Here is a 23,827-nt window from a genome sequence, read left to right as displayed (position 1 = left end):
ATCATCGCGCGGTACGAGAAACTGAGCGCGCGGACCGACGGCTGGAGGGCGTTTGAGCGAGCAGGAGGCGATCGGCGAGGCCGTGGCGCGGACGGTACGGGCGCTGCGGGCCGGGCACGGATGGAGCCTGGACGAGCTGGCCGGGCGCGCCGGGGTCAGCAAGGGCGTGCTGGTCGGCCTGGAGCAGGGGCGCGGCAACCCGAACCTCGGGACGCTCATCCGGATCTCGGACGCCCTGGGGGTGCCGCTGACGCGCCTGGTGCAGGTCGAGGAGGAGCCGCCGGTGCGGCTGTTCCGGCCGGAGCGGCACGTCGTCCTGTGGCAGGGCGAGCACGGCGGCACGGGCACGCTGCTGGCCGGAAGCGACCCGAGGCCGTCGCTGGAGCTGTGGGACTGGGTCCTCCAGCCCGGCGAGACGCGCGAGAGCGACGCCCACGTCCCCGGCACCAAGGAGATCGTGTACGTCCAGAAAGGCACGCTGACCCTCGGTGTGGACGGCCGGACGGACCTCGTCGAGCAGGGGGCCGCCGCTGTCTTCGTCGGCGACCGCCCCCACTCCTACGGCAACGCGACAGACTCCGAGGTCCGCTTCACCTTGGCCGTCCTCGACCTTTGATGTCGCGCGCCGGGTGCCCACTCACAAAGCGACCTCCGCGGAAGCGCCGCGCCCGATCGGTGTGGCGGGCTCTTGCGGGCAGTGGGTGCAGGCGCCGCGCCGACGGTAGTAGTAGGCGAGCGCCGCGGCGGCCAGCAGCGGGCCCCACAGGCCGATCGGTATGAACGCCAGGCTGAAGAGCCATCCTCCCTCCCCTTGAGGGATCTCGGTGACCACGTAGACGGTGAACAGGGTCAGCACGGCGGAGGCCGTCAGCGCCGCGGAGGTGGGGACGGCGACCGGGATCGGGCGGCCGTGCACCACAGGAACCCATCGCGGCCACACCTCCCCCCAGGGGCGGATGAGCCCGCGGGTCAGGATCGCTCCTCCCTCGGACGCGCAGCCGAGGAGCATGCCGGTGATCCAGATCCCCCAGCCGGCGTCCTCGGGGAACGCGATGCGCCACGGCGTCAGCCACGTCAGCCTGGCGAGCCCGTAGGGCAGGGGCATGAGCGCGGCGGCGATCGTCACCGTGCGCCCCCAGCGCGCCGCGGACTCCGGCCGCGTCCAGGCGGCGCCGGGCCGGCCGCAGCCGGCGCAGCGCCGCTTGCCGGTCCGGAACGCGGTCACGGTGCAGGCCGCCCAGATGACGCCGCCGACCACGGTGAACACGGCCCAGTAGGCGCCCTTGTAGGCCACGATGTAGGCGGCGAACCCGATCCCGGCGGCTACCGGGACGCCTACCAGCACCGACGTTCCCGCCCGGCCGAGCCGCAGGGCGCGCGCCAGCAGCGCCGCCAGCAGGACGACCGGTAGCGAGAAGGCGAAGGCGTAGGCGACGACGACCATCGCGACGTAGCCGGGAAGGACGAAGCCCAGCACCGCGTATCCGGCCGTGACGGCGAGAAGAGGCCGGCGCAACGTTTCGACGCGCCGCCGACCCCGCAGAGTGAGAGCGACCACGACGCCCAGCCCGCCGAGCGCGAGCAGCCCGATCGCCCCGGGACGCGCCGCGATGTCGAAGGCCAGCGGGGGAGACTCCGCGTCCCCTCGCCCGAGCAGATACGCCGACGGCCACAGCACCCACCACAGCCCCAGCCCTGCCGCCACCGCCGACCAGCACAGCGCGGCCGCGGTGATCCGCCCGTGCACCCGCCCGTCATCCGTGATCGCCATGAAAGCCCTCCCATGCAAGCGATCACCACGGTCGCGCGGACCGGTCGGGCCAGTGATCCCCCAGGGGCGCCATCCCAGTCCCCCGGCCGAGGGAACCGCGCTCGCCCAGGGAGGGACCGGGGCCAGAGGACGCCTCACCGCCGGACGAACGCTCGATGCACTGACCGGCCTGGAGGCCGCCCGCTCGGCTCAGGACGTGAGGCGGACGGGCATGGCCAGGTAGCGGTAGCCCGTGTCGGACTCGGCCGGCTCCGGCTCGTCGTCCTTCTTGTCGGGGATGCCGGTGAGGAGGGCGGCCTTGGTGGGGCCGGCGCATTCGAGGCGGGCGGTCTCGGTGTCGATGCCGGCGAGGCCGTCCAGGAGGTACTGGGGGGCGAACGCGATATCGATGTCGTCGCCGGTGAGGTCGGCGGCGACGCTCTCGTTGGCGCGGGCGGAGTCGCCGGTGGCGGCGCGGAGGCGGACCTCGCCGTCGGTGAACGCCAGCCGGATCGGGGTGCCGCGCTCGGTGACGAGGGCGGCGCGCTTGATGGCCTCGACGAACGGGGCGACGCGGACCTCGGCGACGGACGTCCAGGTGCCGGTGAGGCGGGACCGGTAGTTGATGTACTGGTCGTCGAGGAGGCGGCTGGTCATGCTCCGGCCGCCGCCCGCGATGCCGATGAGTGTGTCGGCGGTGCCGCCGAGGTCGATGGCGACCTCCGCGCCGCGCCGGATCGCCTTGGCGGTGTCGGCGAGGGTGCGGGCGGGGACGACGACGCCGGCGGTGAAGCCGGGGTCGTCGGGGGACCAGGTCAGCTCGCGGGCGGCGATGCGGTACCGGTCGGTGCAGGCGAGCCACATCGTGTCGCCCTCGATGTCGATCCGGACGCCGGTGAGCATGGGGAGCGTGTCGTCGCGCCCGGCGGCCGGGGTGACCTGGGCGACGGCGGTGGCGAACAGGTCGCCGGGGAGGGTCCCGGCGCGGGCGGGCGGGTCGGGGAGGGTGGGGTAGTCCTCGACGGGGAGCGTCTGGAGGCCGAACTCGGCGGGGCCGCAGCGCACGACCACCTCGGTGCCCTTCATGACGACGTCCACGGGCTCCTGCGGGAGGTTCCGGACGATGTCGGCCAGCAGCCGGCCGGGGACCAGGGCGCGGCCCGGCTCGGCGACGGCGGCGTCCTCCCGGGCGTGGGCGGACACCTCGTAGTCGAACCCCGCGACGGTCAGCTCGCCCTCGCGGGTGACCTCGATGAGCATGCCCGCGAGGATGGGGAGGGCGGGGCGCGCCGGGAGGGTCCGCGCCGCCCACGCCACCGCGTCGGCGAACGTCTGGCGGTCGATTCGGAACTCCACCTCGATCAGCCTTTCCGGGGTTGGACGGCCATGTTCCGCACGGTAACCCGCGCCTCTGACATTCCCTCGCACGAGGGAAACGCACGCGTCTCGCGAGCACGGCTGCGCCGGTGGCCGGCTCGCGGGGGTGCCGCGGCGCGTCAGAACAGGGCGTCCTCGGTAGCGCGGTTCTTGCGCTCGAAGTCGAGGAGGTAGCGCTTGCGGTCGAGGCCGCCTCCGTAGCCGGTGAGGGAGCCGGTGGAGCCGACGACGCGGTGGCACGGGACGATGACGCCGACCGGGTTGCGCCCGTTGGCGAGGCCGACCGCGCGGGACGCCGAGGGGCTGCCGATCTCCACGGCGAGTTCGCCGTACGTGGTGGTCTCGCCGTAGGGGATCTCCTGGAGGGCGTCCCAGACGCGCTGCTGGAACGGCGTGCCGTGGAGGCGGAGCGGCGTGTCGAACGCGGTCAGTTCGCCCGCGAAGTACGCGGCGAGCTGTTCGGCGACGGTCGCGAACGGTTCGCTCTCGGGATCGCCCGGCGCACCGAAGGTTTCGGCCGGCGGGCGGTGCCGCTGCATCTCCATGTAGAGGCCGGACAAAGCGCCGTCGGTCTCGACCAGCGTGAGCGGACCGACAGGGCTGTCGATGACGACATGTGTTCGTTCCACAGAGGTTCCTTCAGCTCGCGGGAAGCAGGTTGATGGCGTGGTCGCCCGTGGCCCACAGGTATTGGACGGCATAGGCCCGCCACGGGCGCCATCGGGCGGCGCGGCGCGTAAGGGCCGCCGGTGTGGCGGGGAGGTCGAGCGTCTTGGCGGCGGCGCGGATTCCGAGGTCGCCGGGGATGAAGGCGTCCGGGTCGCCGAGTGCGCGCATCGCGATGGTCTCGACGGTCCACGGACCGAAGCCGGGCAGGGCGGACAAGCGCGCGCGGGCCTCATCCCAGTCGCTCCCCACACCGAGGTCGATCTCTCCGCTGGCGAGCGCGTCGACGAGGGTCGTGATGGTGGTGCGGCGCGTCCTCGGGAAGGCGAGGGATTCCGGGTCCAGCTCGGCCAGGGCGGCCGGGGTCGGGAAGAGGTGCGTGAGCCCGCCGTCCGGGTCGTCCACGGGCTCGCCGTGGGCGGTGACCAGGCGCGCCGCGTGGGTGCGGGCCGCGGCCGTCGACACCTGCTGCCCGAGGACGGCCCGGACCGCGAACTCCGCGGCGTCGACGGTGCGCGGGACGCGCCGTCCGGGCGCCTTGCCCACCAGCGGCGCCAGGGCGGGGTCGGCGCGGAGCAGGTCGTCCACGGCGACGGGGTCGGCGTCCAGGTCGAGCATCCACCGGCAGCGGCTGATCGCGATGGTGAGGTCGCGCAGGTCGCTGAGGCGGAGCGTGCAGGCGACGTGGTCGGGACGGGGGCTGAGGGCGGCGATGCCGTGGCCGTGCGGCAGGCGCAGGGTGCGGCGGAACGCGCCGTCCCGCCATTCCTCGACGCCCGGGACGCCGGTGGCCGCGAGGTGCCCGAAGAGGTTGTCGGGGCAGAGCGGCGCGCGGAAGGGAAGGCGCAGCGAGAGCGTCCCCGAACCGGCGGGCGGCTGGCCCTTCGCGACCCGGTCCCGCAGAGCGGTCGGCGTGAGCGCGAACACCTCGCGGACCGTGTCGTTGAAGGAGCGGATGCTGGAGAACCCCGAGGCGAACGCGACGTCCCCCATCGGGAGGGGCGTCGTCTCTATGAGGAGCCGAGCCGTCTGCGCGCGCTGGGCCCGCGCCAGGGCGAGCGGACCGGCGCCCAGTTCCGCGTTGAGTTGACGTTCGATCTGGCGGTCGCTGTAGCCGAGCCGTGCGGCGAGCCCGGGGACGCCTTCGCGGTCGACGACGCCGTCGGCGATGAGGCGCATCGCCCGCGCGACGACGTCCGCCCGGTGGTTCCATTCGGGGGAGCCCGGGGATGTGTCGGGCCTGCACCGCTTGCAGGCACGGAACCCCGCCTGCTGGGCGGCGGCCGCGCTCGGGTAGAAGCGCATGTTCTCCCGCTTGGGCGGGACGACGGGGCAACTGGGCCGGCAGTAGATGCCGGTGGTCACCACCCCGGTGAAGAACCAGCCGTCGAAACGGGCGTCCTTCGACTGGACGGCCCGTACGCACCTTTCCACGTCCTCGTGCATTGCTCCAGCATCACCGATGGTCGGGCCGGTTCACTGGCGAAAATCCGACATCATCGTTGCGGACGTTCTGAGCGTCCACTTACCCCGGCTCCGGTTCCCTTGGAGGCGGGTGTGGCCGACCCGGGCGAGGATCCGGCCGTCCGCGCCGCGTTCCTGATGGTGCACGATGACGTCCCAGGTAATCGATCTCCGGCCGTCCCGTTGGCACCGTGGTGGGCGCAGGGACGGACCGTCCCGGACGATCGAGAAACGGGAGTCATGATGAGCGACGTTCAGCAGCGGGTCGAACGCTACCTGGCCATCTGGAACGAGACCGACCCGGCCGCGCGGCGCGCCGCGATCGACGAGCTGTGGACGGAGAACCCCGTCTACGTCGACCCGCTCGGCGTGGCCGAGGGACGCGACGCGATCGACGCGTTCGTCGGTGCCGCGCAGCAGCAGTTCCCCGGGCTGGTGTTCCGTCCCGCGGGGGCCGTGGACGCCCACCACAACGTGGCCCGCTTCACCTGGGAGCTCGGCCCCGAGGGCGGCGAGGCGATCGCGGTCGGGTTCGACGTGGCGACCTTCGGCGACGACGGCCGCTTCGACCGCGTGACCGGTTTCCTCGACAAGGTCCCGGCCTGACGCACGGCGCCCGGACGGCCGGCGCAGTACCCCACCGGCCGGCCGTCCACCCGTTCGTACTACTCCGGGAATCATGATCAACCCCTTGGGGATGAGGACGAAGCCGGCTCCCTGGCGTGACGGCCATCCGGGACCCGCCTTCTTAGGCTCGGCAGCGATCAACCCGCACCGACCAGGAGGTCTCCCGTGCACCGCCGACTTTCCGCCCTCGCCCTGGCCGGAGCCAGCGTGATCGCGCTCAGCGCATGCGATGTGGCCTTCGCGTCCACCACCTTCGAGGACGGCGCGACGTTGCAGGGCAAGATCACTTCGGTGGAGCTGGACATCGGATCGGGGCGGGTGACCCTGAACGGCGGGTCGTCCAAGGCGTCCCTGCGCCGGTCCGTCAAGTACCGGGGTGATCGGCCTGAAGGCCTGTCGTACCGGGTCGAGAACGGTGTGCTGAAGCTGCGCGGCTGTGGCTCACGCTGCTCGGTGCGCTACACGGTGGACCTCCCGGCGGGCCTCCCGGTGTCCGGCAAGGCGTACAGCGGGTCCATCCACCTGTCGCGGGTGGGCGCGGTGAACGTGTCGGCCGATTCCGGCTCGATCCACCTGCGCGAGGTCGGCGGGCCGGTCAAGGCGAGGACGGACAACGGCGCGATCGAGGGTCGCGGGCTCAAGGGCACCGGCATCGACGTGAAGACGGACAACGGCGATGTGCACCTCACGCCCGTCAAGGCCCAGAACCTCCGCGCTGAGACGGACAACGGCGAAATCAAGGTCACCGTCCCCGCGGGCCGGTACCGCGTGACCTCGCACACCGGCAACGGCGACCGGGACATCGACGTCCCGAACGACGCGTCCGCCCCCTACCTGCTCGACCTGCGCACCGACAACGGCGACATCACGACGAAGACCGCCGCGTAGCCGCCTCACCCTGCCGCGCGGAAATGGGCCTCGCGGTCCACGGCCGCCAGCGCGGTGTTGAGGAGCGCGACCACGGCGAAGCCGACCGCCGCGGCCGGGTGGCCGACGCCGTACAGGGCCAGCGCGCCGGCGCCGAACACGGCGGCCTTCACGAGAAGGACGAACGGCAGCGCGACCGTGAACCGAGCGCGCGGCGCCGCGAACAGGCCCCAGAGGACCATCGCCGCCACCGGTGCCCCGACCCCGAGGACGGCGCCGACCAGGACGTTCTCACCGGTCGTGAAACCCCACCACGCGAGGGCGGCGATGGCCGCGATCTCCAGGAGGAAGGCGAGGCCCTCGTTCAGGACGTGCAATGGCCCAGGTAGACGCACACCGCTACGGTACTGCCGTGGACGTGATCTCCTGGCGGGAGGGCGGCCGGGACCATCGCATCCGCTGGCGATCGGAGAGCGGCGCGCCGCCGCCCCAGCGCGTGGTGGTCGCCGGCGACGAGACGCGCGCGGACGACGCGTACCGTCTGGCTTGCGAAGGCACCGCGCTGCTGTGGCGCGGCGACTTCCAGAACGCGCGCCAACTGCTCACGGCGATGGCGCGCCGGATCGACCGTCCGCCGCGCAGGCGGCGCAACAAGCCGGAACCGTCCCAGGTACAGGCGTTCCACCTCTACCGGCAGGCCCGCGCCCAGCGCGCGCGGACGCTCGGCATGGTGCTCATACCGTTCGATCCTGACCACGTCATTCCGCTGCGCCGTGCACCAGATGTGCAGGACGCCTGTACGGAGGCCTACGGCCCGGACGACCAGCCCTACGTCACCTCGCTGCGCGAACTGCTCGGGCTGATCGGCGCCCACGAATGGCGCCACAAGGGCGTCCCGATCCCCGCGCTGGGCGGCGACCGCATACACCCGCATTACGGGGTCTTCTCCCCGGTCAGAGGCGAGTACGTGGACCTGGTCGCCGAGGCGCCGCTGCCGGCGGCGACCACGGCCTTCGACGTGGGGACCGGAACGGGCGTCCTGGCGGCCGTCCTGGCGCGCCGCGGTGTCGGCCACGTCGTCGCCACCGACCAGGACCCGCGTGCGCTCACCTGCGCCCGGGAGAACCTCGACCGCCTGAAGGTGGACGTGCGAGTCGTCCAGGCCGACCTGTTCCCGGACGGACGCGCCGGGCTTATCGTCTGCAATCCGCCCTGGGTGCCGGCGAAGCCGAGCTCACCCCTCGAACACGCCGTCTACGACCCGGGTGGCCGGATGCTGCGCGGCTTCCTGTCCGGGTTGCCCGGCCATCTCGAACCGGGCGGCGAGGGCTGGCTCATCCTGTCCGACCTCGCCGAGCACCTGGGCCTCCGGACGCGGGACGAGCTCCTTGCGCTGTTCGAGGTGTCCGGCCTGAAGGTCGCCGGCAGGCTCGACACCAGGCCGCGCCATCCGCGGGCCACCGACCCCGACGACCCCCTCCACGCCGCCCGAGCCGCCGAAACGACGTCCCTCTGGCGGCTGACCCCCCACTGACGCCCGGGGCCAGGTCAGACGTGGCTGCGGTGGGCGGTATCCGGGCCGACGACGCGCAGGAGTTCGAGGGCGTCGATGCTGCCCGTTCCCGGCGGCGGGGTGTAGACGAAGAGGCGCTGGTCTTCGGAAGGGGTCAGCAGGGCCTCCATGTCGACCGCGATGAGGCCGATCTCCGGGTGCTGCACCTTCATCCGGCAGCTCCGCTGGACGGCGACCTCGTGCAGGTTCCACAGCCGGGTGAACTCCGCGCCGGCCGCGTGCAGCCGTCCCACCAGGGCGGACGCCACAGGGTCGGGGCCGCGGCGGGCGACGGCGGCGCGCAGGTGGGCGACGAGCCGGCGGCCGTGCGGCTCGTGCTCCTCCTCCGGGTACGCCTCCCGGACGAACGGGTCGGTGAACCACCGCCACACGATGTTCCGGTCGGCGCCCTCGACCGTGCACACGCATCCGAAGAGGGCCTCGGCGAGCGCGTTCTGCGCCAGCAGATCGCCGAGGTCGCCGACGAGCTGCGCGGGCGTCTCGTGCAGCCGGTCCAGCAGGTACAGCAGGCCCGGCCGGACGTGGTCGCCCTCGAACGGTCCGCCGGGCGGGCGGTGCCCGGCGAGGACGTACAGATGGTCGCGCTCGTCCGCGGTCAGCCGCAGCGCGCGGGCCAGGGCGCCCAGGAGCTGGGTGGACGGCTGTGGGCTCCGGGCCTGTTCCAGGCGCATGTAGTAGTCCGCGGACATGCCCGCGAGCTGCGACACCTCCTCGCGGCGCAGCCCCGGGGTGCGGCGCCGCGGGCCCGCCGTCAGCCCGACCTCCTGAGGGCGGAGCCGCTCCCGGGAACGGCGGAGGAAGTCGGCGAGCTCCTTCCGGTCCATCTCCATACCCCCATGATTCCCGGTCCTCCCGGTATGTCCGTAGGGCTGAGACTGGGATCGGTTGTCCTAGCCAAAGCGGTCCACTCCTCTTGGCGGCCGAGCGCTGGCAGCGTCGGAGACGTACGGAACGACGTGAAAGGACGACCGGCCATGCCGAAGCTCACCGTTGGAAACGCGCACATCCCCTACCGCGTCGAGGGTCAGGGGCCCGCTCTCGTCCTGGTGCACGGCGCCGGGCCCGGCTCGATCATGTGGGACGCCCTGCTCGACCGCTTCACCGGCCACCGCACCGTCGTGCTGCCCGACCTCGCGGGCAGCGACCCGGCCGAGGACGACGGCTCCCCGCTGACCATCGAGGCGCTCGCCGCCCAGGTCAACGCGGTGATCGAGGACGCGGGGACGGGCCCCGCCGACATCGTCGGCTTCTCGCTCGGCGCCCCGACCGCGGCCGCCGCGGCGGCGCTGCGCCCGGACCTCGTCCGGCGGCTGGTCCCCGTCGCGGGCCTGACCCACGCGGGCGACGAGTACGTGCAGCAGTACATGACCACCTGGGCGGCCCTCGGCGGCGACGCCGGAACCTTCGGGCGGTTCGCCACGATGACCTCCTACAGCCGCCAGTTCCTCAACCAGATCGGGCACGAGGCGGTCGAGCAGGCGACCGCGTTCATGCGGCCCACGGACGGGGTGCTGCGCCACGTCGACCTCGTCCGGCGGCTCGACATCCGGGCGCTGCTGCCCAGGATCGCGGCGCCCACCCTGGTCGTCGGTGCAACGCGCGACCAGGTGATCCCGGTCGAGAACCACCGGGAGCTGCACGCGGCCATCCGCGGCAGCGAGTACGCCGAGCTCGACACCGGGCACGTGGCGATGGCGGAGCGCCCCGACGAGTTCACCAAGCTCGTCCGGGACTTCCTGGACCGCGCCTAGCCGGAGCCCGGCCGCCCCTGTCAGCGGGCGCGGGCGTCGAGCACCATGGGAACCATGCGTCCCATCGGCCAGCAGACCATCCTCATCACGGGCGCGACCGACGGCCTCGGTCGCGCCATGGCCGCCGAACTCGCCGCCGAAGGCGCCACGGTCCTCGTCCACGGACGGGACGACCAGCGCGGCAAGGCGACCCTCCAGGAGATCGGCGGCCGCGCCTCCTGGTACCGGGCCGACCTCGCGTCGCTCGCCGAGACCCGCGCCCTGGCCGAGGCCGTCCGCGCCGACCACCCGCGCCTGGACGTGCTCGTCAACAACGCCGGCATCGGCAACGACGGCCCGCGCCAGGAGAGCGCGGACGGCCACGAGCTGACGTTCCAGGTGAACTACCTGTCCGGCTACCTGCTCACCCGGCTGCTGCTGCCGGCCCTCGTCGCGTCCGCGCCGGCCCGGATCGTCAACGTCAGCAGCCTCGGCCAGGAGGCGATCGACTTCGACGACGTCATGATCACCCGCGGGTACAGCGGGATGCGGGCGTACCGCCAGAGCAAGCTCGCCCAGATCCTCTTCACGATCGACCTCGCCGGGGAGCTCGCCGGGACGGGCGTCACCGCGAACGCCCTGCACCCGGCCACCTACATGCCGACCAAGATGGTCTCCACGCCCATCAGCACCCTGGAGGAGGGGGTGCGGGCGACCCACCGCCTCGTCACGGACCCGGCCCTGGACGAGGTGTCCGGCCGGTTCTTCAACGGCCTCCGGGAAGCGCGCGCCGACGCCCAGGCCTACGACACCGAGGCCCGCGTCCGCCTGAAGGCCCTCTCGGACGAGCTCACCTCGCCTTAGGCGAGCTCCACGTCCCAGACGGCGCGGGCCTGGACGCGGGAGATGCGCCAGCCGTCCCGCGTCCGCGCGGCCTCCAGCTCGTAGCGCTCGCCCAGCAGGCGCGGCCCGCCCTCGTGGGCGAAGACGACGAGCAGGTTCGCGCTGACCTCGGCGCGGTCGCCGTCCACGTCGACCAGCGGATCGGTGATGAAGTGCTGGGTCGGCACCTGGTGGTTGCGGCGAGCCTGCGCGACGAGGGCGTCCACCCCCTGGGAGACGCCGCCGAGGGTGTGCGCCTCCGCGTCCTCGGTGAAGAGGGCGCGCCCGTCGCCCGGACTCTTGTCGTCCAGCCACCGCCCAAGGCGGCTGACCAGCGCGGAGAGCTGCTGACGATCGTCCATGACGGACTCCATTCATTGGCGACACCAATATTGGCTCCACCAACATTACATACCGTTGGCGACGCCAACAACCCGCTAGAGTGGACGCCATGATGACGGCCGAAGCGCGGACGCCCGCGCGCCTCCGGCACGCCGCGAGCTGGCTGATCAACCTGGTCGCCGCGCAGAGCCACCGCCTGGTCGGCGCGGGTTTCGCCGCCGCCGGCGCCCGCGGCTACCACTACCGGCTGCTCGCCGCCCTCCACGAGTACGGCCCGTCCAGCCAGGCCGCCCTCGGCCGCACCACCGGCATCGACCGCAGCGACGTCGTCGCCGCGCTGAACGAGCTCGCCGCCAAGGGCCTGGTCGACCGCTCCCCCGACCCGTCCGACCGGCGCCGCAACGTCATCACGCTCACCGCGGACGGCGCCCGCCACCTCCGCGAGCTGGACGAGGTGCTCGCCGGCATCCAGGACGACCTCCTCGCCCCGCTGTCCTCGGCGGAACGCGAGCAGTTCACCGCACTGCTCACCCGCCTCGCCGACCACCACGCGAAGGCCGGATAAACCGGTCGCGACCACCGGAAACCCGGCCATAGGCTTGGCGCCCCCCGCTCAAGGAGGCGCCTGTGCCACCCGTTCTCCGGCTCGTCGAACTGCCGCCCGCCGCGATGACGGCACTGCTGGACGGAGACCTCGCGAAGGCGAGCACCGCCGCCGGCGTCGCCCTCACCGACTACTTCACCACCGACGAGGCGAAGTCGCTCTGGTGCTTCCGCCTGGACCAGATCGCGCGCGACCCGTCCCACGCCCCGTGGATCGTGCGCGCCGCCGTCGCGGAACCGGACGGCCACGTCGTCGGCCACGCCGGATTCCACGGAGCGCCCGAGAACGGCACGGTCACGATCGCCTACTCCGTCGACCCGGCCCACCGCCGCAAGGGCTACGCCCGCGCGATGCTCGCCGCCCTCCAGGAACGCGCCGCCGCCGACCCGTCCGTCACCACCGTCCGCGCCACGATCAGCCCCGACAACCAGGCGTCCCTCGCCACGATCGCCGGCCAGGGCTTCACCTTCATCGGCGAGCAGTGGGACGAGGAGGACGGGCGCGAACTCATCTTCGACCGCCCGGCCCGCTGAAATTCGGGGCTAGCCCTGCGGGGCGGGATGTTCGCGCAGCCATGCCTCGGCCCGCCGCCGCGACGCCCTGGAGAGCCACGCGTCCTGGACGACCTCGGTGAGTTCCCGCAGGGTGAGCTCACCGATCCGGCTTCCCCGCAGCAGCACCGAGCGGTGGCCGTTGAAATGCGGCGTCGTGAAGAACGGGGACGCCTCGTCCTGGACCAGCGCCTGCTTGTCGGACTCCGACGGCACCCAGAACACGATCACGTCCGGGTAGCGCTCGCCGGTCTCGGGGTCGACCGCGTCGGGACGGGGGTTGCGGAAGAACACGAACGACTTGCCCCCGACCTGGTAGACGGGGTTGCCGCCCGACGCGCGCTCGACCGTGACATGGGGCATGCCCAGGTCGTGCACGTCCTCGACCCGGGCCGGACGGTCCTCTCCAGGCATACCCGCAGCGTAGGCGCGGTCGCGGGCTCAGGACCATCCGAGGGCCGTCACGGGCGCGGCCGGAGGCTCGCGAGGTCGAGGCGGGCGAGTCGTTCCGGGTCGCGAAGGATGTCCATCGCCGCGATGCGCCCGTCCCGCGTGATGACGGCGGCGACCGCGAAGGGCTCCCCGCCGAGTTCGGACACCCAGCCGACGCCGCCGTTGACGAGCGCGGGCCACGCGTCGAGGCCGAGCCGCGTGACGCTCCGCGCCCTGCGGGCGACGTTCTCGGCGCCGCGGACCTCGACGAGCGTGCCGGTGCCGCCGTCCTCGCGCACCACCACGCCGGGGTCGAGGACGGCGACGAGGGCGCCGAGGTCGCCCTCCCGCGCCGCCGCGAGGAAGGCCCTGACGACCTCCTCCTGAGCGGCCGCGCCGGTGCCGGGTGCCGTCCCGGCGTCGCGGATGCGGCGGCGGCCGCGGCTGGCCAGCTGGCGCGCCGCGTCGGGCGACCGGCCGATGATCCCGGCGATCTCGTCGAACGGGACGGAGAACATGTCGTGCAGGACGTAGGAGAGCCGCTCCGCCGGGGTAAGGGTCTCCAGGACGACGAGCAGCGCGACCCCGACGGAATCGGCGAGGAGGGCCTCGCGCTCCGGGTCGGGGCCGTCCACGCGGCCGAAGACCGGGTCGGGCAGGTGGGCGCCGAGCGGCTCCTCGCGGCGCGTCCTGCGCGCGCGGAGCATGTTCAGCGCGACGCGGCCGACCGTGGTGACCAGCCAGGCCTCGAGGTTGCCGATCGCGGCGGCGTCGGAGCGGCTGAGCCGGATCCACGCCTCCTGGACGGCGTCGTCGGCCTCGCTCCCGGAGCCGAGCAGCCGGTAGGCGACGGCCCGCAGCCGGGGCCGGTGCTCCTCGAACCGCGCCGCCAGCCGGTCGCTCTCGTCCATATGCCGCGGACCCGTTCCGGACGCCGGGCGCGGCGTCACATCTGCATGCCACCGGGGGTCTGTCCGTTGAGAGGGTAACCGAAGGGGGAACGATCATGACGACCGATCGCATGTCCGTCGAGGTCCGGAACGGATTCGTCACGTACGGCGGGCTCGGGGGACCGGAGCTCGACGCCGCGTTCTGGGGCCCGGTGCACCTGCCGCGTCCGGAGGGCGGGGTGCACGTCGCGATCGACCCGGGCGCGGAGACGGTGGTCGGCGGTGGCGAGGTGCGGGTGGCGATCCCGCGCTTCTCGGTGTCGGACGACACGTTCCAGCCCGCCGACAGCGCGAAGTACCTCGTGTTCTCGACGCGTTCGTTCGACGTGCCCCCGGACCGGCCCGCGACGTTCGCCGTCGACCTCGCGGTCGAGAACGTCGGCGGCGACCCCGGGGACTACCGCCTGGGCATGGCCGCCTTCCACGTCTTCGACTTCGACGTGAGCAAGCGCGTGTTCGCCGTCTGCGGCACGTCCACGCGCGTGCTGGCGCTGCACGAGCAGCTCGGCGCCTGGGGAGCGGACCGGCCGTTCTACCACGTCGCCAAGTCGCCGTACCAGGACTTCGACGACGACTTCACCCGGCTCCGGACGTGCGAGATCACGCTCGACCGGAGCGCGTCGACCGCGACCTGGCGCGTCGATGGGCACACCGTGTACGAGACCCCCGGCACGTTCGTCCCGGACCGCGTCCAGATCGGGTTCGGCATCTGGACGATGCTGCCGCCCCGCGACGGCCGCAGCCGCTCTCTCCAGGGCCAGGGCCTGAACGCCCGCTGGCGTGACTTCCGCACGCACGGAACCCGCATGCTCGCGTCCCGCCCGAGCGTTAATTCCGTTGAGTAAGAGCCCTCATAGGACGAGGATCGCTGCATGATCTGGACGGCTCCCGAAGTGGAGCGCGGCGGTTTCCCCGCCGCAGCCGACGAATCGACGTCCCTCGAAGCCTTTCTCGACTTTCACCGGCGCACCCTCCTGCTCAAATGCGCCGGGCTGAACGGCGAACAACTCGCGGCCAAGCCGTTGCCGAGCACGAGCCTGAGCCTGCTGGGCCTCGTGCGCCACCTCGCCGAGAACGAGCGATGGTGGTTCCGCAACAGGTTCGGAAAAGACACCTCGGCAGTGGACCTTTACTGCGACGAGGAGCATCCGGACGGCGATTTCGACCTCGGCGACCCGGACGGCGCCGAGGCCGACTTCGCCACCTACGCCCGCGAGGTCGAGCTGGCGCGCGCGACGGCGGCGGGGCGTTCGCTGGACGAGGAGTTCTCCGGCCGGGACGGCGGCACGCTGACGCTCCGCTGGGTGTACCTCCACATGATCGAGGAGTACGCGCGCCACAACGGCCACGCGGACCTGCTGCGCGAGGCCGTCGACGGCACCACCGGCGAGTAGCGCGCCCTACTGCGGCTCGGTGACCGGGGTCTGCGCGGCCTCGCGCTGGATCTGCTCGAACTCGGCGCCCATGGCCTGGGCCACCTCGGTCGCCGCCGACAGGGGCCGCACCATGACGGTGAGGTCGTCGATGAGGCCGCTCTCGTCGAGGTGCAGGAAGTCGCAGCCGTGCACCTGGCGGCCGTTCACGGTCGCCTTGAACATGAGGGCGAGGTCGCGGCCGTCCGGGCTGACGATCTCCCGCACGTAGTGGATGTCCTGGAACACCCGCGCGGCGCCGCGGACGATCGCCGCCGTGATCGCCTTGCCGTGGTACGGCTTGAACACCACCGGGCTGGTGAACACCGCGTCGTCGGCGAACAGTCCCTCGACCGCCGAAATGTCACCGGCTTCCACGGCCCGCCGGAACGGATGCATGCGCGCACACCCCCATATTAAACAAGTTGAATAGGTGCGAATAACAGTATCTTTGAGCAGGGCAGATCGCCAGCGATCTGTGCCGTGTGGACGGTCACATACACATACCCGGAGGGTGTGGGGGGCGCCCCCCAGAGCACACGCGATTAATGGCCGTGATGTCCACCTGCGGGCAGTACGCTCGGGCACATGTCGTTGCGGAACGCGGTCCTGGCCACGCTCCTGGAGGGCGAGGCCTCCGGATACGACCTCTCGAAGAGCTTCGACGCCGGAGTGGCCAACTTCTGGATGGCGACTCCCCAGCAGCTCTACCGGGAACTGGACAGGATGGCGGCCGAAGGCCTGATCCGCGCGCGCGTCGTCCAGCAGGAACGCCGCCCCAACAAGCGCCTCTTCTCCCTCACCGACGCCGGCCGCCGCGCGCTGCACGAGTTCACCGCGAGACCGCCCCGCCCGGGCGCCATCCGCGAGGAGCTGATGGTGCAGGTCCAGGCGGTGGACGCGGGAGACGTCCAGGCCGTCATGGCCGCCCTCCGCGAAAAGCTGACCTGGGCCGAATCGAAGATCGCCCGCTTCGAGCGGATCCGCGCCCGGTTCCTGAACGGCCGCACCGAGGAGGAGCACCTCGCCACCGCCGAACGCATCGGCCCCTACCTCACGCTGATGCGCGGCATGGCGTTCGAGCGCGAGAACGCCCGCTGGTGCCAGGAGACCCTGGCCATCCTCGAACGGCGCGCCGAGTCCCGCGTCCGCGCGGAGTAGGCGTCAGGCCACCATCACCGGGACGGCCAGCGCGATCAGGACGGTCAGCGTCCACAGCGCGGGCGCCGAGCCGAGCACCTGCTCCCGCCGGGCGGTCGCGCGGACGGCCTCGACGTCGCTGCGCGCCACCCACCACGGGTTCTCCCGATGCTCCAGCCACGCGTACACGGTGCCGAGCCCGGCGCCGTAGGCGAGGTGCCCGATCAGGCTCGCGAACGCCGCCGCGATCGCCGCGGCCTCCCACCTCGGCGGCTGGCCCAGCAGGACGGGCAGCAGCGTCAGCGCCCCGAGCACCCACCAGAGGAACCCGTACGACAGCCCCCAGCCGACCCCGGACACGAGGTCGTAGCTCCGTCCGCGGAAGAACAGCGCGTACGACACCCCGATGACCTGCGCGATCACGAGATGCACGACCCAGCCGGCCCCGGCGCCGCGCGCCCCCACCAGCCGGGCGACGGTCGGCAGCGCGTCCACGCTCCCCCACAGCACGCCGAACACGACACCGCCGGCGAGCCCCGCCAGCGCGCCGTAGCCGACGGCCCGCAGCCCGCGCGTCCCGGCGCCGCGGGGCAGGAGCCGGACGTCGTCCACGAACAGGCCGCGGGCGAGCGCCCCGAGCCAGCCGAAGACGGCCGCGATGCCCGCACCGGCCAGCAGGTACGCCGGCAGCCTCGCCGCCTCCTCCGCCACCGCCGCCTGGGACCAGCCGAGCGCGCCGTCCTGCACCAGCGGCACCAGCGTCAGGTCGGCCGCGACCCACCACAGGAACCCGTACGCGGTGCCGCGGACGAGCGCCGGGCCCGTCCCCTCGGGACGTCCGGTGAACACCAGCGGGTAGCCGGCGCCCATGACCACGGCCACGGCGGGAAGCCAGCCGACCCGCCCCCCGAACGCCAGGGCGAGGACGCCCGCGACGATCCCGGCGGCGATCAGCCCGCGCAGCAGCGGCCTCGGCCGCAGATGGTCCTTGACCGCGAACCGGCCGTCCGGGTGCAGCAGCGCGAACCCGACCGCGGTGATCCCGCCGTAGTACAGGTGGCCGAGCAGGCTCGGCATCGCCGCCTGCGCGCTCGCGAGGCTCCACGTCATCGGGACGCCGGTCAGCAGCGGCAGCAGCGTCAGCGTCCCGAGGAACCACCAGAACACCCCGTACGCCAGCCCCCAGAACACCAGCTCGCTCGACCGGATCCGCTGCCGCACCGCCAGCAGCCCGAACCCGGCGCCGACCAGCACCGAGATCGCCATGTGCAGCGCGAACCCGACGCCCGGCGACCCCGACCCGGCGAGCACCGCGACGGCCGGCAGCATGCCGAGCGACCGCATCGCCGCCCCGAGCACCAGACCTCCGGCGAGCCCCGCGGCACCGCCCGTCCACGCGCCCCGCAGCACGCCCGGCGCGGGGACCGCCGCCAGGCCGGCGCGGGCCGTCACCGGACGCCCCGTGCGGGCACCGGCGCCTCGGCGGACGGGCCGGTGACCACGATGTCGCGGGGGAACACCAGGTCGAGCCCCCAGTCGAGCAGGACCCGGACCCGGCGGTCGATGCCGGGCAGCTTGGCCAGGTAGATGCCGCGCCACAGCAGCCAGGCGCTCAACCCGGAGAACGGCCGCCCGCGGATCTGCCCGGCCGCGGTGCGATGGCCGAGCGCGACGAACACGCCCAGCGTCCGGAAACGGAACGGCGCCGGCCTGCGCCCCTTCAGCACCGCCGCGATGTTGTCGGCCACGGCCCGCCCCTCCCGCGCCGCGTGCTGGGCGGTCGGCGGGTACGGCGAACCGTCCGGCGCCGGGATCCGCGCGCAGTCGCCGATCGCCCAGACCCCGTCCAGCCCGAACGCCCGCAGCGTCCGGTCCACGGGCACCGGCCCGGCGCCGGCGAGCGGGCTCGGCCGGTTGCCCGCCGTCCACACGAACGTCCCCGCCGGGATCACCGCCCCATCGCTGAGCCGCACGTCCCGGGCACCCGCGGCGGCCACCCGGACACCGAGGCGGAACTCGATCCCGCGCGCCCTCAACTTCCCCTGCGCGTACTCCCCGAGCCGATCCGACAGCTCAGGCAGGACGCGGGCCCCCGAGTGGACGAGCACGAAACGCGGCTCGCCCGGATCGATGCCGGGATAGAAATGCAGCACGTCATGGGTCAGGTCGTACAGCTCGGCGACGATCTCCGTCCCGGCGAACCCGCCGCCCGCCACCACGAACGTCAGCAGCCGGGCCCGCTCAGCGGGATCTTCCTCCTGGTCAGCGCGCTCCAGAAGCATCAGCACCCGGTCCCGCAGCCGCACCGCATCCGGCAGCGACTTCAACGTGAACGCGTTCTCCGCCACGCCCGGCGAATCCGGGAAATGGGGAACCGACCCGACGGCCAGTACCAGATGGTCGTACGGCAGCGCCTCGCCCGCCTCCAGCCGGACGACCCGCCGCGCCGCGTCCACCTCGGCCACCCGCCCGTGCCGGAACCGCGTGTGCGCCACGGCCGCGCGCACCGGCGAGGTGATGTGCCGCTCCTCCAGCCCGCCCGAGGCGACCTCCGCCAGCATCGGCGTGAACAGCAGGTGGTTGGAGTCGCTGACCAGCGTCACGTCGATCCGATGCCCCCGCAGGTTCAGCCGCTCGAACCGGCGCGCGGCCCCGACACCGCCGAACCCGCCCCCGACGATCACCACCCGCGGCGACCGCGGCCTCTCCCTGGCGGGCCGATCAGCGAAGCGCCGCACGGCGGCGTGGAAGAGCAGCCCGGCCATCGTCCCCTGCAACAGGGAGCCGACCAGCTCCGGATACACGGCCGTGGCCGCCGCGATCGACCACGTCGGCGCCGTCCCCTGGATCAGGGGATCCACCGTCAGCCACCAGAACGCCCAGCCGAGCAGCCCGAGCAGCAGCCCGCCCGCCGCCGACACCGCCGGCCCGGACGGCCGCCGCCCCACGAACCCGCCGAGCAGCTCACCGGTGACCGCCGCGTACACGGCGAACACCGCCCACCCGTACGTCCCGTGCCCCGCCAGCAGGTCCTGCCACGCCATCAGCCCGCCGACCGCGAGCCCCGACACCGCCCCGCTCGCCATCCCGACCAGCAGCCTCGCACCGTCACCCGGCGCCGTAGGCCCGTGCTCCCGCAGCCACATGCCGCATCACCCGTCCCCCGCCGAGGCAGGGTCGCCCGCTCGCCCCCGCCCGCAAAGGACCACGAGACCCGAAGGCCCGCCACCACCCGTGAGAAGGCGAGCCCCGCCCCCGCGGCCCTCACCCCGACGTACGTCTTCCCGCCCCACCCCGGTTCACCCCGCGATGACCGCCCCCGGCCACCCCCGCCGCCCGCAACGATCGCCAGCGGGGCGGCGTGCGTGGTGGGTGGGGGTGAGCTGGTGGGCGGGGAGTGAGCTGGTGGGAGGGGCTACTGGGCCATGTCGACGAAGCGGCTGTAGTGGCCCTGGAAGGCGACCGTGACGGTGGCGGTCGGGCCGTTGCGGTGCTTGGCCACGATCAGATCGGCCTCACCGGCGCGCGGCGACTCCTTCTCGTAGGCGTCCTCGCGATGCAGCAGGATCACCATGTCCGCGTCCTGCTCGATGCTGTTGTGCAGGGCTATTCCGTTCGCAACAAAATTATGAAGGCCCATCACCGTCGCGTCGTAGACCTCTTGCTCGCCGATACTTTCGATCTCGACGATCTCATCCCAGAAGACGTCGTTGACGCTCAACAACTCCAGATCGGAGCAGTCGAGAACCGTCGCCACCCGGCCGAGGCGCGCCCGGCTCGGCGAACGCTTCCACAAGGCGCTGCCGCAGAACTGCGTCCCTATGGCCGCGGAGAACTCGCGATGGCTCATGCCCCGATCCACGAGTATCGTCCTGACGTCGTCCCAAACATCACGTGGGATGGTGTCGAGGTTCGTGTTCGGCCGTTTTCCCTGCAAGCTTCGCAGGGCGGACACCGCCTTGAGTCCACGCTCCCCGGGCACCTGGACCGCACTGAAGAACGCGAGCTGATTCTCCGCACCGTAGATATGGAGCTGGTAGCCGGGCCGGTAATTGCCCTTCCTCACCGTCTTGATACGGGACAGGATGCCGAACCGCAGAAGCAGTCGCGACACATCATCAACAAGGGGCTTGCTCGTTGAGGCGTAGTAGAGCCGGCACTGCTCCCGCTCAGCGTCCCAGTGAACGCAGCCGTCAGTGGCCCAGAGATGCGCGAGAAAAAGCGCCACCTGCTCCTTGGGGAGGCTGAACACCTGCCCCGGGACGAATTTCTCATGCGAACGCAGCCCGAACAGACCCAACTCGTCGAGCCACTCCGCGATCGGGTTTCGCCGACCATGAGTCAGCCGGTAGGGCGCCGGTAGACGGAGCGTCGTGACGCGTGCGGCCTCATACTCGTCCCGGACCGCGCTGATACCGAAATGCTCAGCCGCACGGGTGACAGCCTGCAAGCAGGCTTCGTCTCTACTGGCATAGCGAATCGGCTGACGCTTGACGAAAGAACCGTCCCCGATGAGGTGTGCAAGCAGGACAACGCGGTCTTCAGGCCAGCTCTCCTGCTGGAGAGGAGGCGGCACATGCCTGGACGCGGCGACACGGGACCCCGGCTTCAGGTCGCTGAGAGCCGTCCAGCCGGCGTAGGTGAGAAATGGATGGTTGGCCGTCGCCTCGACCTCCTTGCCAGAGGCCAGCCGCACGCGGAACACTTCTTTGCGTCCGCTGGAGAACGCGTGCGTCATGGTGCGCGGCACGTACTTCAATCGTTCATCGAGAGCCCACACGGGAATATCCCGGGAACCGTCCGCGACCAGATCACCTATGGTGACTTCTTCGTTGGTGTCCGCGCGCATGATCCGGGTGGAGGACGTAACACACCCCGATTCGCGCAGGTCGGACACCATGGGCTTTTTGTCGGTTCGCTGCTCGGGGCCTCGGTTGAGCTGTGACAGCGCGATGACCGGGACGCCCAGTTCCTTCGCGAGCAGCTTCAGCGACCGGGAGAACTCCGAGACCTCGACCTGGCGGCTCTCCACCCGCTTGCCGGACGTCATCAGCTGCAGGTAGTCAATGATGACGAGCCGCAGGTCGTGCTGCTGCTTGAGACGGCGGCACTTCGCGCGGATCTCCATCATGGACATGTTCGGCGAGTCGTCGATGAACAGCGGCGCCTCGGCCACCTCGCTCATGCGGCGGGCGAGGCGCGTCCAGTCCTCGTCCTGCATGGTGCCGGAGCGCATCGCGTGCAGCGCCACCCGCGCCTCGGCGGACAGCAGCCGCATCGTGATCTCGTTGCGCCCCATCTCCAGGCTGAAGAACGCCGAGGTCAGGCCGTGCTTGATGGACGCGGCGCGGGCGAAGTCGAGGGCGAGCGTCGAGTTGTGCGTGGGGATGCAGGAACGGCCCGCCAGGTACAGGTGGTCGGCGTTGTCGACCTGCACGCAGCGGACGGGCACGCTCTCGACCGGCCGCACGTCCACGATGTGCCGCACCGGCGCGCCCGGGTGGACGATGCCGCGCTGCCGGGCCGCCTTCCGCGCCAGCCGGAACACCGGCTCGCGCGGCGTGAAGCCGACCTGGTGCATCGGCTCGGACAGGGGCTCCCCGGCCGGGTCGGCGGTCAGCTCGGCGGGGTGGCCGAGGCTGAGGACGAGCTCGCGCACCTCGCCGGCGAGCCGGGCGCTGGAGAAGACCGCGTCGACGCGCCCGTCACCGGACAGGTGGCCGGCGACGTCGAGGATCCCGGCGAGCAGCGCCCGGCGCTGGGCCGCGGACGCCCGCAGGTACGCCGCCGGGATGTGCGCGCCGTCCAGGAGGCCGAGGCCGGCGAGCCGTTCACGCAGGCCGGGCAGGAGGTGGCAGCCGGGGATCGGTTCCGCGACGACGTGTTGACCGGCCGCCTCGACCCGGGCGATGACCTCGCCGTCGAGGCAGGTGATGCGGGCCTCGTCCTCGTCTCCGGCCCCGAGCCACACGCCGAGGACGTACGGGGCGACGGGCAGGTCGGCCTCGGGCAGGTCGAAGGCGGCGGCGACCTCGACGGTGTGGGCCGGACGCCCCTCGTGCCGGAGCGTCGCGTGGATCTGGTCGGTCGTCCGGATCCGCGGGCCCCCGGTGAGCGGGGGAACGGGCTCGTCCGCGGAGGTGGCCGTGCCGTGCTTGCCCGGAAGGCGGCGCCGACCGGGCGTCGGTGCGTGCCCCCGGGCTTGTCCGCGGAAGCGCTGGACGAACTCGTCCCAGCGCGCGGTGTCGCCATGCCGGACCGCCGTCGGGACGCGGCCGGGTGTGCCGCACCGGCCGGCGAGGGCGCGCGCGGGAGACGCCGTCCGGCCGGAGAAGTCGCCCCAGCGAGGCGAGGCGGCGCCGGACCTCGTGGTCCGCCACTGGTGCTCGGCGTCGGCGACGATGACCTCGCCGTCCGAGAACTCGATCTCGTAGCAGGGACGGCCGTGCATGACCTCGGTCGCGGCGACGACGCGGGTCGGCCTGCCGTCGGCGCCGATCAGGTGGTCGCCGACCGACACCTCTCCCATGGTCGTCCACCCGGACGGGGTCGGGAGCGCGACGTCGAGGCTCAGGGCCTTCCCCATCGCGGGCCGCGCGGCGACCACGATCATCTGCCCGGGGTGGAGGCCGTTGGTGAGGGCGTCGAGGTCGGCGAAGCCGGTGGGGCAGCCGACCATCTGGCCGCCGCGGCTGCCGATCGCCTCGATCTCGTCCAATGCGCCCGGCATGATCTCCGACAGGGCGACGTAGTCTTCGCCGGCGCGCTTCTCGGCGATCGCGAAGACCTCGGCCTGGGCGCGGTCGAGGACCTCGTCGGCGTCGGCGCCGTCGGCGGCGTAGCCCATCTGGACGATGCGGGTGCCGGTCTCGACCAGGCGGCGCAGGATCGCCCGCTCGTGGACGATCTTCGCGTAGTACCCGGCGTTGGCCGCGGTCGGCACCAGGGAGATCAGCGTGTGCAGGTAGGGGGCGCCGCCGATGCGGCCGATCTCGCCGTTCTTGGTGAGCTCGCCGGCGACGGTGACGGCGTCGGCCGGGTCGCCGCGGCCGTACAGGTCGAGGATGACGTCGTAGATGATCTGGTGCGCGGGACGGTAGAAGTCGGGGGTGCGCAGCAGCTCGACGACCTCGGCGATCGCGTCCGGGGAGAGCAGCATGCCGCCGAGGACGCCCTGTTCCGCCGAGATGTCGTGGGGAGGGGTGCGCTCGAAATCGTGGTCCTGCGGGCCGATGTCCGCCACGCTCACCGCCGCACCCCCATTCTCGTGGTCGCCGTCCGCCCCGTCGCCGACCCGTTCACCTCACGTCTACCTGACGCGTCCGACATTCTCCCGACCCCGCGCCGCCGCGGGCAAAGCAGCCTGTGGACAACCCTGTGGACTCCCTGTGCAGACACGCCGCATCGGTTGTGCACGACCTGTGGACAACTTTGTGGATTCGTCGTGGACGACGGTAACG

Annotated in this window: 24 protein-coding genes; 11 read left to right on the top strand and 13 right to left on the bottom strand. The window is 72.4% G+C overall.

The window, feature by feature from the left end; all coding sequences use genetic code 11:
• The first annotated feature begins 52 nt into the window (after positions 1-52).
• Positions 53-616, top strand: coding sequence for an XRE family transcriptional regulator (locus tag ABGB11_RS04300; RefSeq protein WP_347628998.1), 564 nt, complete (start codon positions 53-55; stop codon positions 614-616).
• Positions 617-637: 21 nt separating this feature from the next.
• Here ABGB11_RS04300 and ABGB11_RS04295 read toward each other — a convergent pair whose 3' ends face one another.
• The 4 genes from ABGB11_RS04295 to ABGB11_RS04280 form a co-directional block, all read right to left on the bottom strand.
• A complete protein-coding gene (locus ABGB11_RS04295) occupies positions 638-1,771 on the bottom strand; it encodes a hypothetical protein (RefSeq protein ID WP_347628996.1) in 1,134 nt (377 codons plus the stop codon).
• A 189-nt stretch (positions 1,772-1,960) separates the two neighbouring features.
• Positions 1,961-3,106: a DNA polymerase III subunit beta gene (gene dnaN, locus ABGB11_RS04290; RefSeq protein WP_347628994.1), complete on the bottom strand. Its 1,146-nt coding sequence runs from the start codon at positions 3,104-3,106 to the stop codon at positions 1,961-1,963.
• A gap of 140 nt (positions 3,107-3,246) precedes the next feature.
• Complete coding sequence (locus ABGB11_RS04285; RefSeq protein ID WP_347628992.1) at positions 3,247-3,756, bottom strand: methylated-DNA--[protein]-cysteine S-methyltransferase; 510 nt, start codon at positions 3,754-3,756, stop codon at positions 3,247-3,249.
• Between the two features lie 10 nt (positions 3,757-3,766).
• Complete coding sequence (locus tag ABGB11_RS04280) at positions 3,767-5,239, bottom strand: AlkA N-terminal domain-containing protein (RefSeq protein ID WP_347628990.1); 1,473 nt, start codon at positions 5,237-5,239, stop codon at positions 3,767-3,769.
• Between the two features lie 111 nt (positions 5,240-5,350).
• On the opposite strand from ABGB11_RS04280, the gene ABGB11_RS04275 reads away from it, so the two are divergent.
• Together ABGB11_RS04275 and ABGB11_RS04270 are read left to right on the top strand one after the other, a co-directional pair.
• Positions 5,351-5,863, top strand: coding sequence for a nuclear transport factor 2 family protein (locus tag ABGB11_RS04275; RefSeq protein WP_347628988.1), 513 nt, complete (start codon positions 5,351-5,353; stop codon positions 5,861-5,863).
• Positions 5,864-6,049: 186 nt separating this feature from the next.
• Positions 6,050-6,772 carry a DUF4097 family beta strand repeat-containing protein gene (locus tag ABGB11_RS04270; RefSeq protein WP_347628986.1) on the top strand — a complete coding sequence of 241 codons (723 nt, stop codon included), beginning with the start codon at positions 6,050-6,052 and terminating at the stop codon, positions 6,770-6,772.
• Between the two features lie 5 nt (positions 6,773-6,777).
• Here ABGB11_RS04270 and ABGB11_RS04265 read toward each other — a convergent pair whose 3' ends face one another.
• Positions 6,778-7,146, bottom strand: a complete 369-nt coding sequence (locus ABGB11_RS04265; RefSeq protein ID WP_347628984.1) for a YrdB family protein — start codon at positions 7,144-7,146, stop codon at positions 6,778-6,780.
• A 17-nt stretch (positions 7,147-7,163) separates the two neighbouring features.
• Between ABGB11_RS04265 and ABGB11_RS04260 the strand changes: the two genes are divergently transcribed.
• Positions 7,164-8,285 carry a class I SAM-dependent methyltransferase gene (locus tag ABGB11_RS04260; RefSeq protein WP_347628982.1) on the top strand — a complete coding sequence of 374 codons (1,122 nt, stop codon included), beginning with the start codon at positions 7,164-7,166 and terminating at the stop codon, positions 8,283-8,285.
• Between the two features lie 14 nt (positions 8,286-8,299).
• On the opposite strand, the gene ABGB11_RS04255 is transcribed toward ABGB11_RS04260, so the two are convergent.
• Positions 8,300-9,154, bottom strand: coding sequence for a helix-turn-helix transcriptional regulator (locus ABGB11_RS04255; protein ID WP_347628980.1), 855 nt, complete (start codon positions 9,152-9,154; stop codon positions 8,300-8,302).
• 144 nt (positions 9,155-9,298) lie between these two features.
• On the opposite strand from ABGB11_RS04255, the gene ABGB11_RS04250 reads away from it, so the two are divergent.
• Both ABGB11_RS04250 and ABGB11_RS04245 read left to right on the top strand, forming a co-directional pair.
• On the top strand, positions 9,299-10,075 hold the full coding sequence (locus tag ABGB11_RS04250) for an alpha/beta hydrolase (RefSeq protein ID WP_347628978.1): 777 nt from the start codon (positions 9,299-9,301) through the stop codon (positions 10,073-10,075).
• A 54-nt stretch (positions 10,076-10,129) separates the two neighbouring features.
• Entirely contained in the window at positions 10,130-10,918 is a 789-nt protein-coding gene (locus ABGB11_RS04245) for an SDR family NAD(P)-dependent oxidoreductase (RefSeq protein ID WP_347628976.1), read from the top strand.
• Here the strand turns inward: ABGB11_RS04245 and ABGB11_RS04240 are convergent.
• Positions 10,915-11,298 (bottom strand): nuclear transport factor 2 family protein, encoded by a 384-nt coding sequence (locus ABGB11_RS04240; RefSeq protein ID WP_347628974.1) that lies wholly within the window; start codon positions 11,296-11,298, stop codon positions 10,915-10,917. The genes ABGB11_RS04245 and ABGB11_RS04240 overlap by 4 nt on opposite strands.
• Before the next feature lie 89 nt (positions 11,299-11,387).
• On the opposite strand from ABGB11_RS04240, the gene ABGB11_RS04235 reads away from it, so the two are divergent.
• Together ABGB11_RS04235 and ABGB11_RS04230 are read left to right on the top strand one after the other, a co-directional pair.
• The gene (locus ABGB11_RS04235) at positions 11,388-11,843 is read left to right on the top strand and encodes a MarR family transcriptional regulator (protein WP_347628972.1); all 456 of its coding nucleotides are present in this window, start codon (positions 11,388-11,390) and stop codon (positions 11,841-11,843) included.
• Between the two features lie 62 nt (positions 11,844-11,905).
• Positions 11,906-12,415: a GNAT family protein gene (locus ABGB11_RS04230; RefSeq protein ID WP_347628970.1), complete on the top strand. Its 510-nt coding sequence runs from the start codon at positions 11,906-11,908 to the stop codon at positions 12,413-12,415.
• A 9-nt stretch (positions 12,416-12,424) separates the two neighbouring features.
• Here the strand turns inward: ABGB11_RS04230 and ABGB11_RS04225 are convergent, their stop codons facing one another.
• The gene (locus ABGB11_RS04225; protein WP_347628968.1) at positions 12,425-12,847 is read right to left on the bottom strand and encodes an MmcQ/YjbR family DNA-binding protein; all 423 of its coding nucleotides are present in this window, start codon (positions 12,845-12,847) and stop codon (positions 12,425-12,427) included.
• Between the two features lie 47 nt (positions 12,848-12,894).
• Positions 12,895-13,776 (bottom strand): sigma-70 family RNA polymerase sigma factor, encoded by an 882-nt coding sequence (locus ABGB11_RS04220; RefSeq protein WP_347628966.1) that lies wholly within the window; start codon positions 13,774-13,776, stop codon positions 12,895-12,897.
• A gap of 95 nt (positions 13,777-13,871) precedes the next feature.
• Between ABGB11_RS04220 and ABGB11_RS04215 the strand changes: the two genes are divergently transcribed.
• Together ABGB11_RS04215 and ABGB11_RS04210 are read left to right on the top strand one after the other, a co-directional pair.
• A complete protein-coding gene (locus tag ABGB11_RS04215) occupies positions 13,872-14,660 on the top strand; it encodes a DUF6081 family protein (protein WP_347628964.1) in 789 nt (262 codons plus the stop codon).
• A 27-nt stretch (positions 14,661-14,687) separates the two neighbouring features.
• The gene (locus ABGB11_RS04210) at positions 14,688-15,209 is read left to right on the top strand and encodes a DinB family protein (protein ID WP_347628962.1); all 522 of its coding nucleotides are present in this window, start codon (positions 14,688-14,690) and stop codon (positions 15,207-15,209) included.
• Positions 15,210-15,215: 6 nt separating this feature from the next.
• On the opposite strand, the gene ABGB11_RS04205 is transcribed toward ABGB11_RS04210, so the two are convergent.
• Positions 15,216-15,626, bottom strand: a complete 411-nt coding sequence (locus ABGB11_RS04205) for a nuclear transport factor 2 family protein (protein ID WP_347628960.1) — start codon at positions 15,624-15,626, stop codon at positions 15,216-15,218.
• 189 nt (positions 15,627-15,815) lie between these two features.
• Between ABGB11_RS04205 and ABGB11_RS04200 the strand changes: the two genes are divergently transcribed.
• The gene (locus ABGB11_RS04200; RefSeq protein WP_347628958.1) at positions 15,816-16,388 is read left to right on the top strand and encodes a PadR family transcriptional regulator; all 573 of its coding nucleotides are present in this window, start codon (positions 15,816-15,818) and stop codon (positions 16,386-16,388) included.
• Positions 16,389-16,391: 3 nt separating this feature from the next.
• Here the strand turns inward: ABGB11_RS04200 and ABGB11_RS04195 are convergent, their stop codons facing one another.
• The 3 genes from ABGB11_RS04195 to ABGB11_RS04185 form a co-directional block, all read right to left on the bottom strand.
• Positions 16,392-17,819 carry a hypothetical protein gene (locus ABGB11_RS04195; protein WP_347628956.1) on the bottom strand — a complete coding sequence of 476 codons (1,428 nt, stop codon included), beginning with the start codon at positions 17,817-17,819 and terminating at the stop codon, positions 16,392-16,394.
• The gene (locus ABGB11_RS04190) at positions 17,816-19,513 is read right to left on the bottom strand and encodes an NAD(P)/FAD-dependent oxidoreductase (RefSeq protein ID WP_347628954.1); all 1,698 of its coding nucleotides are present in this window, start codon (positions 19,511-19,513) and stop codon (positions 17,816-17,818) included. Before ABGB11_RS04190 ends, ABGB11_RS04195 begins: the two co-directional genes overlap by 4 nt.
• Positions 19,514-19,782: 269 nt before the next feature.
• The gene (locus tag ABGB11_RS04185) at positions 19,783-23,616 is read right to left on the bottom strand and encodes a replicative DNA helicase (RefSeq protein WP_347628952.1); all 3,834 of its coding nucleotides are present in this window, start codon (positions 23,614-23,616) and stop codon (positions 19,783-19,785) included.
• Positions 23,617-23,827 lie beyond the last annotated feature (211 nt).

It is taken from the genome of Actinomadura sp. B10D3 (genome assembly GCF_039871695.1).
Lineage (GTDB): Bacteria > Actinomycetota > Actinomycetes > Streptosporangiales > Streptosporangiaceae > Spirillospora > Spirillospora madurae.
Note: the sequence above shows the minus strand (reverse complement) of the source record. Positions and strands in the feature narration are given on the sequence as shown.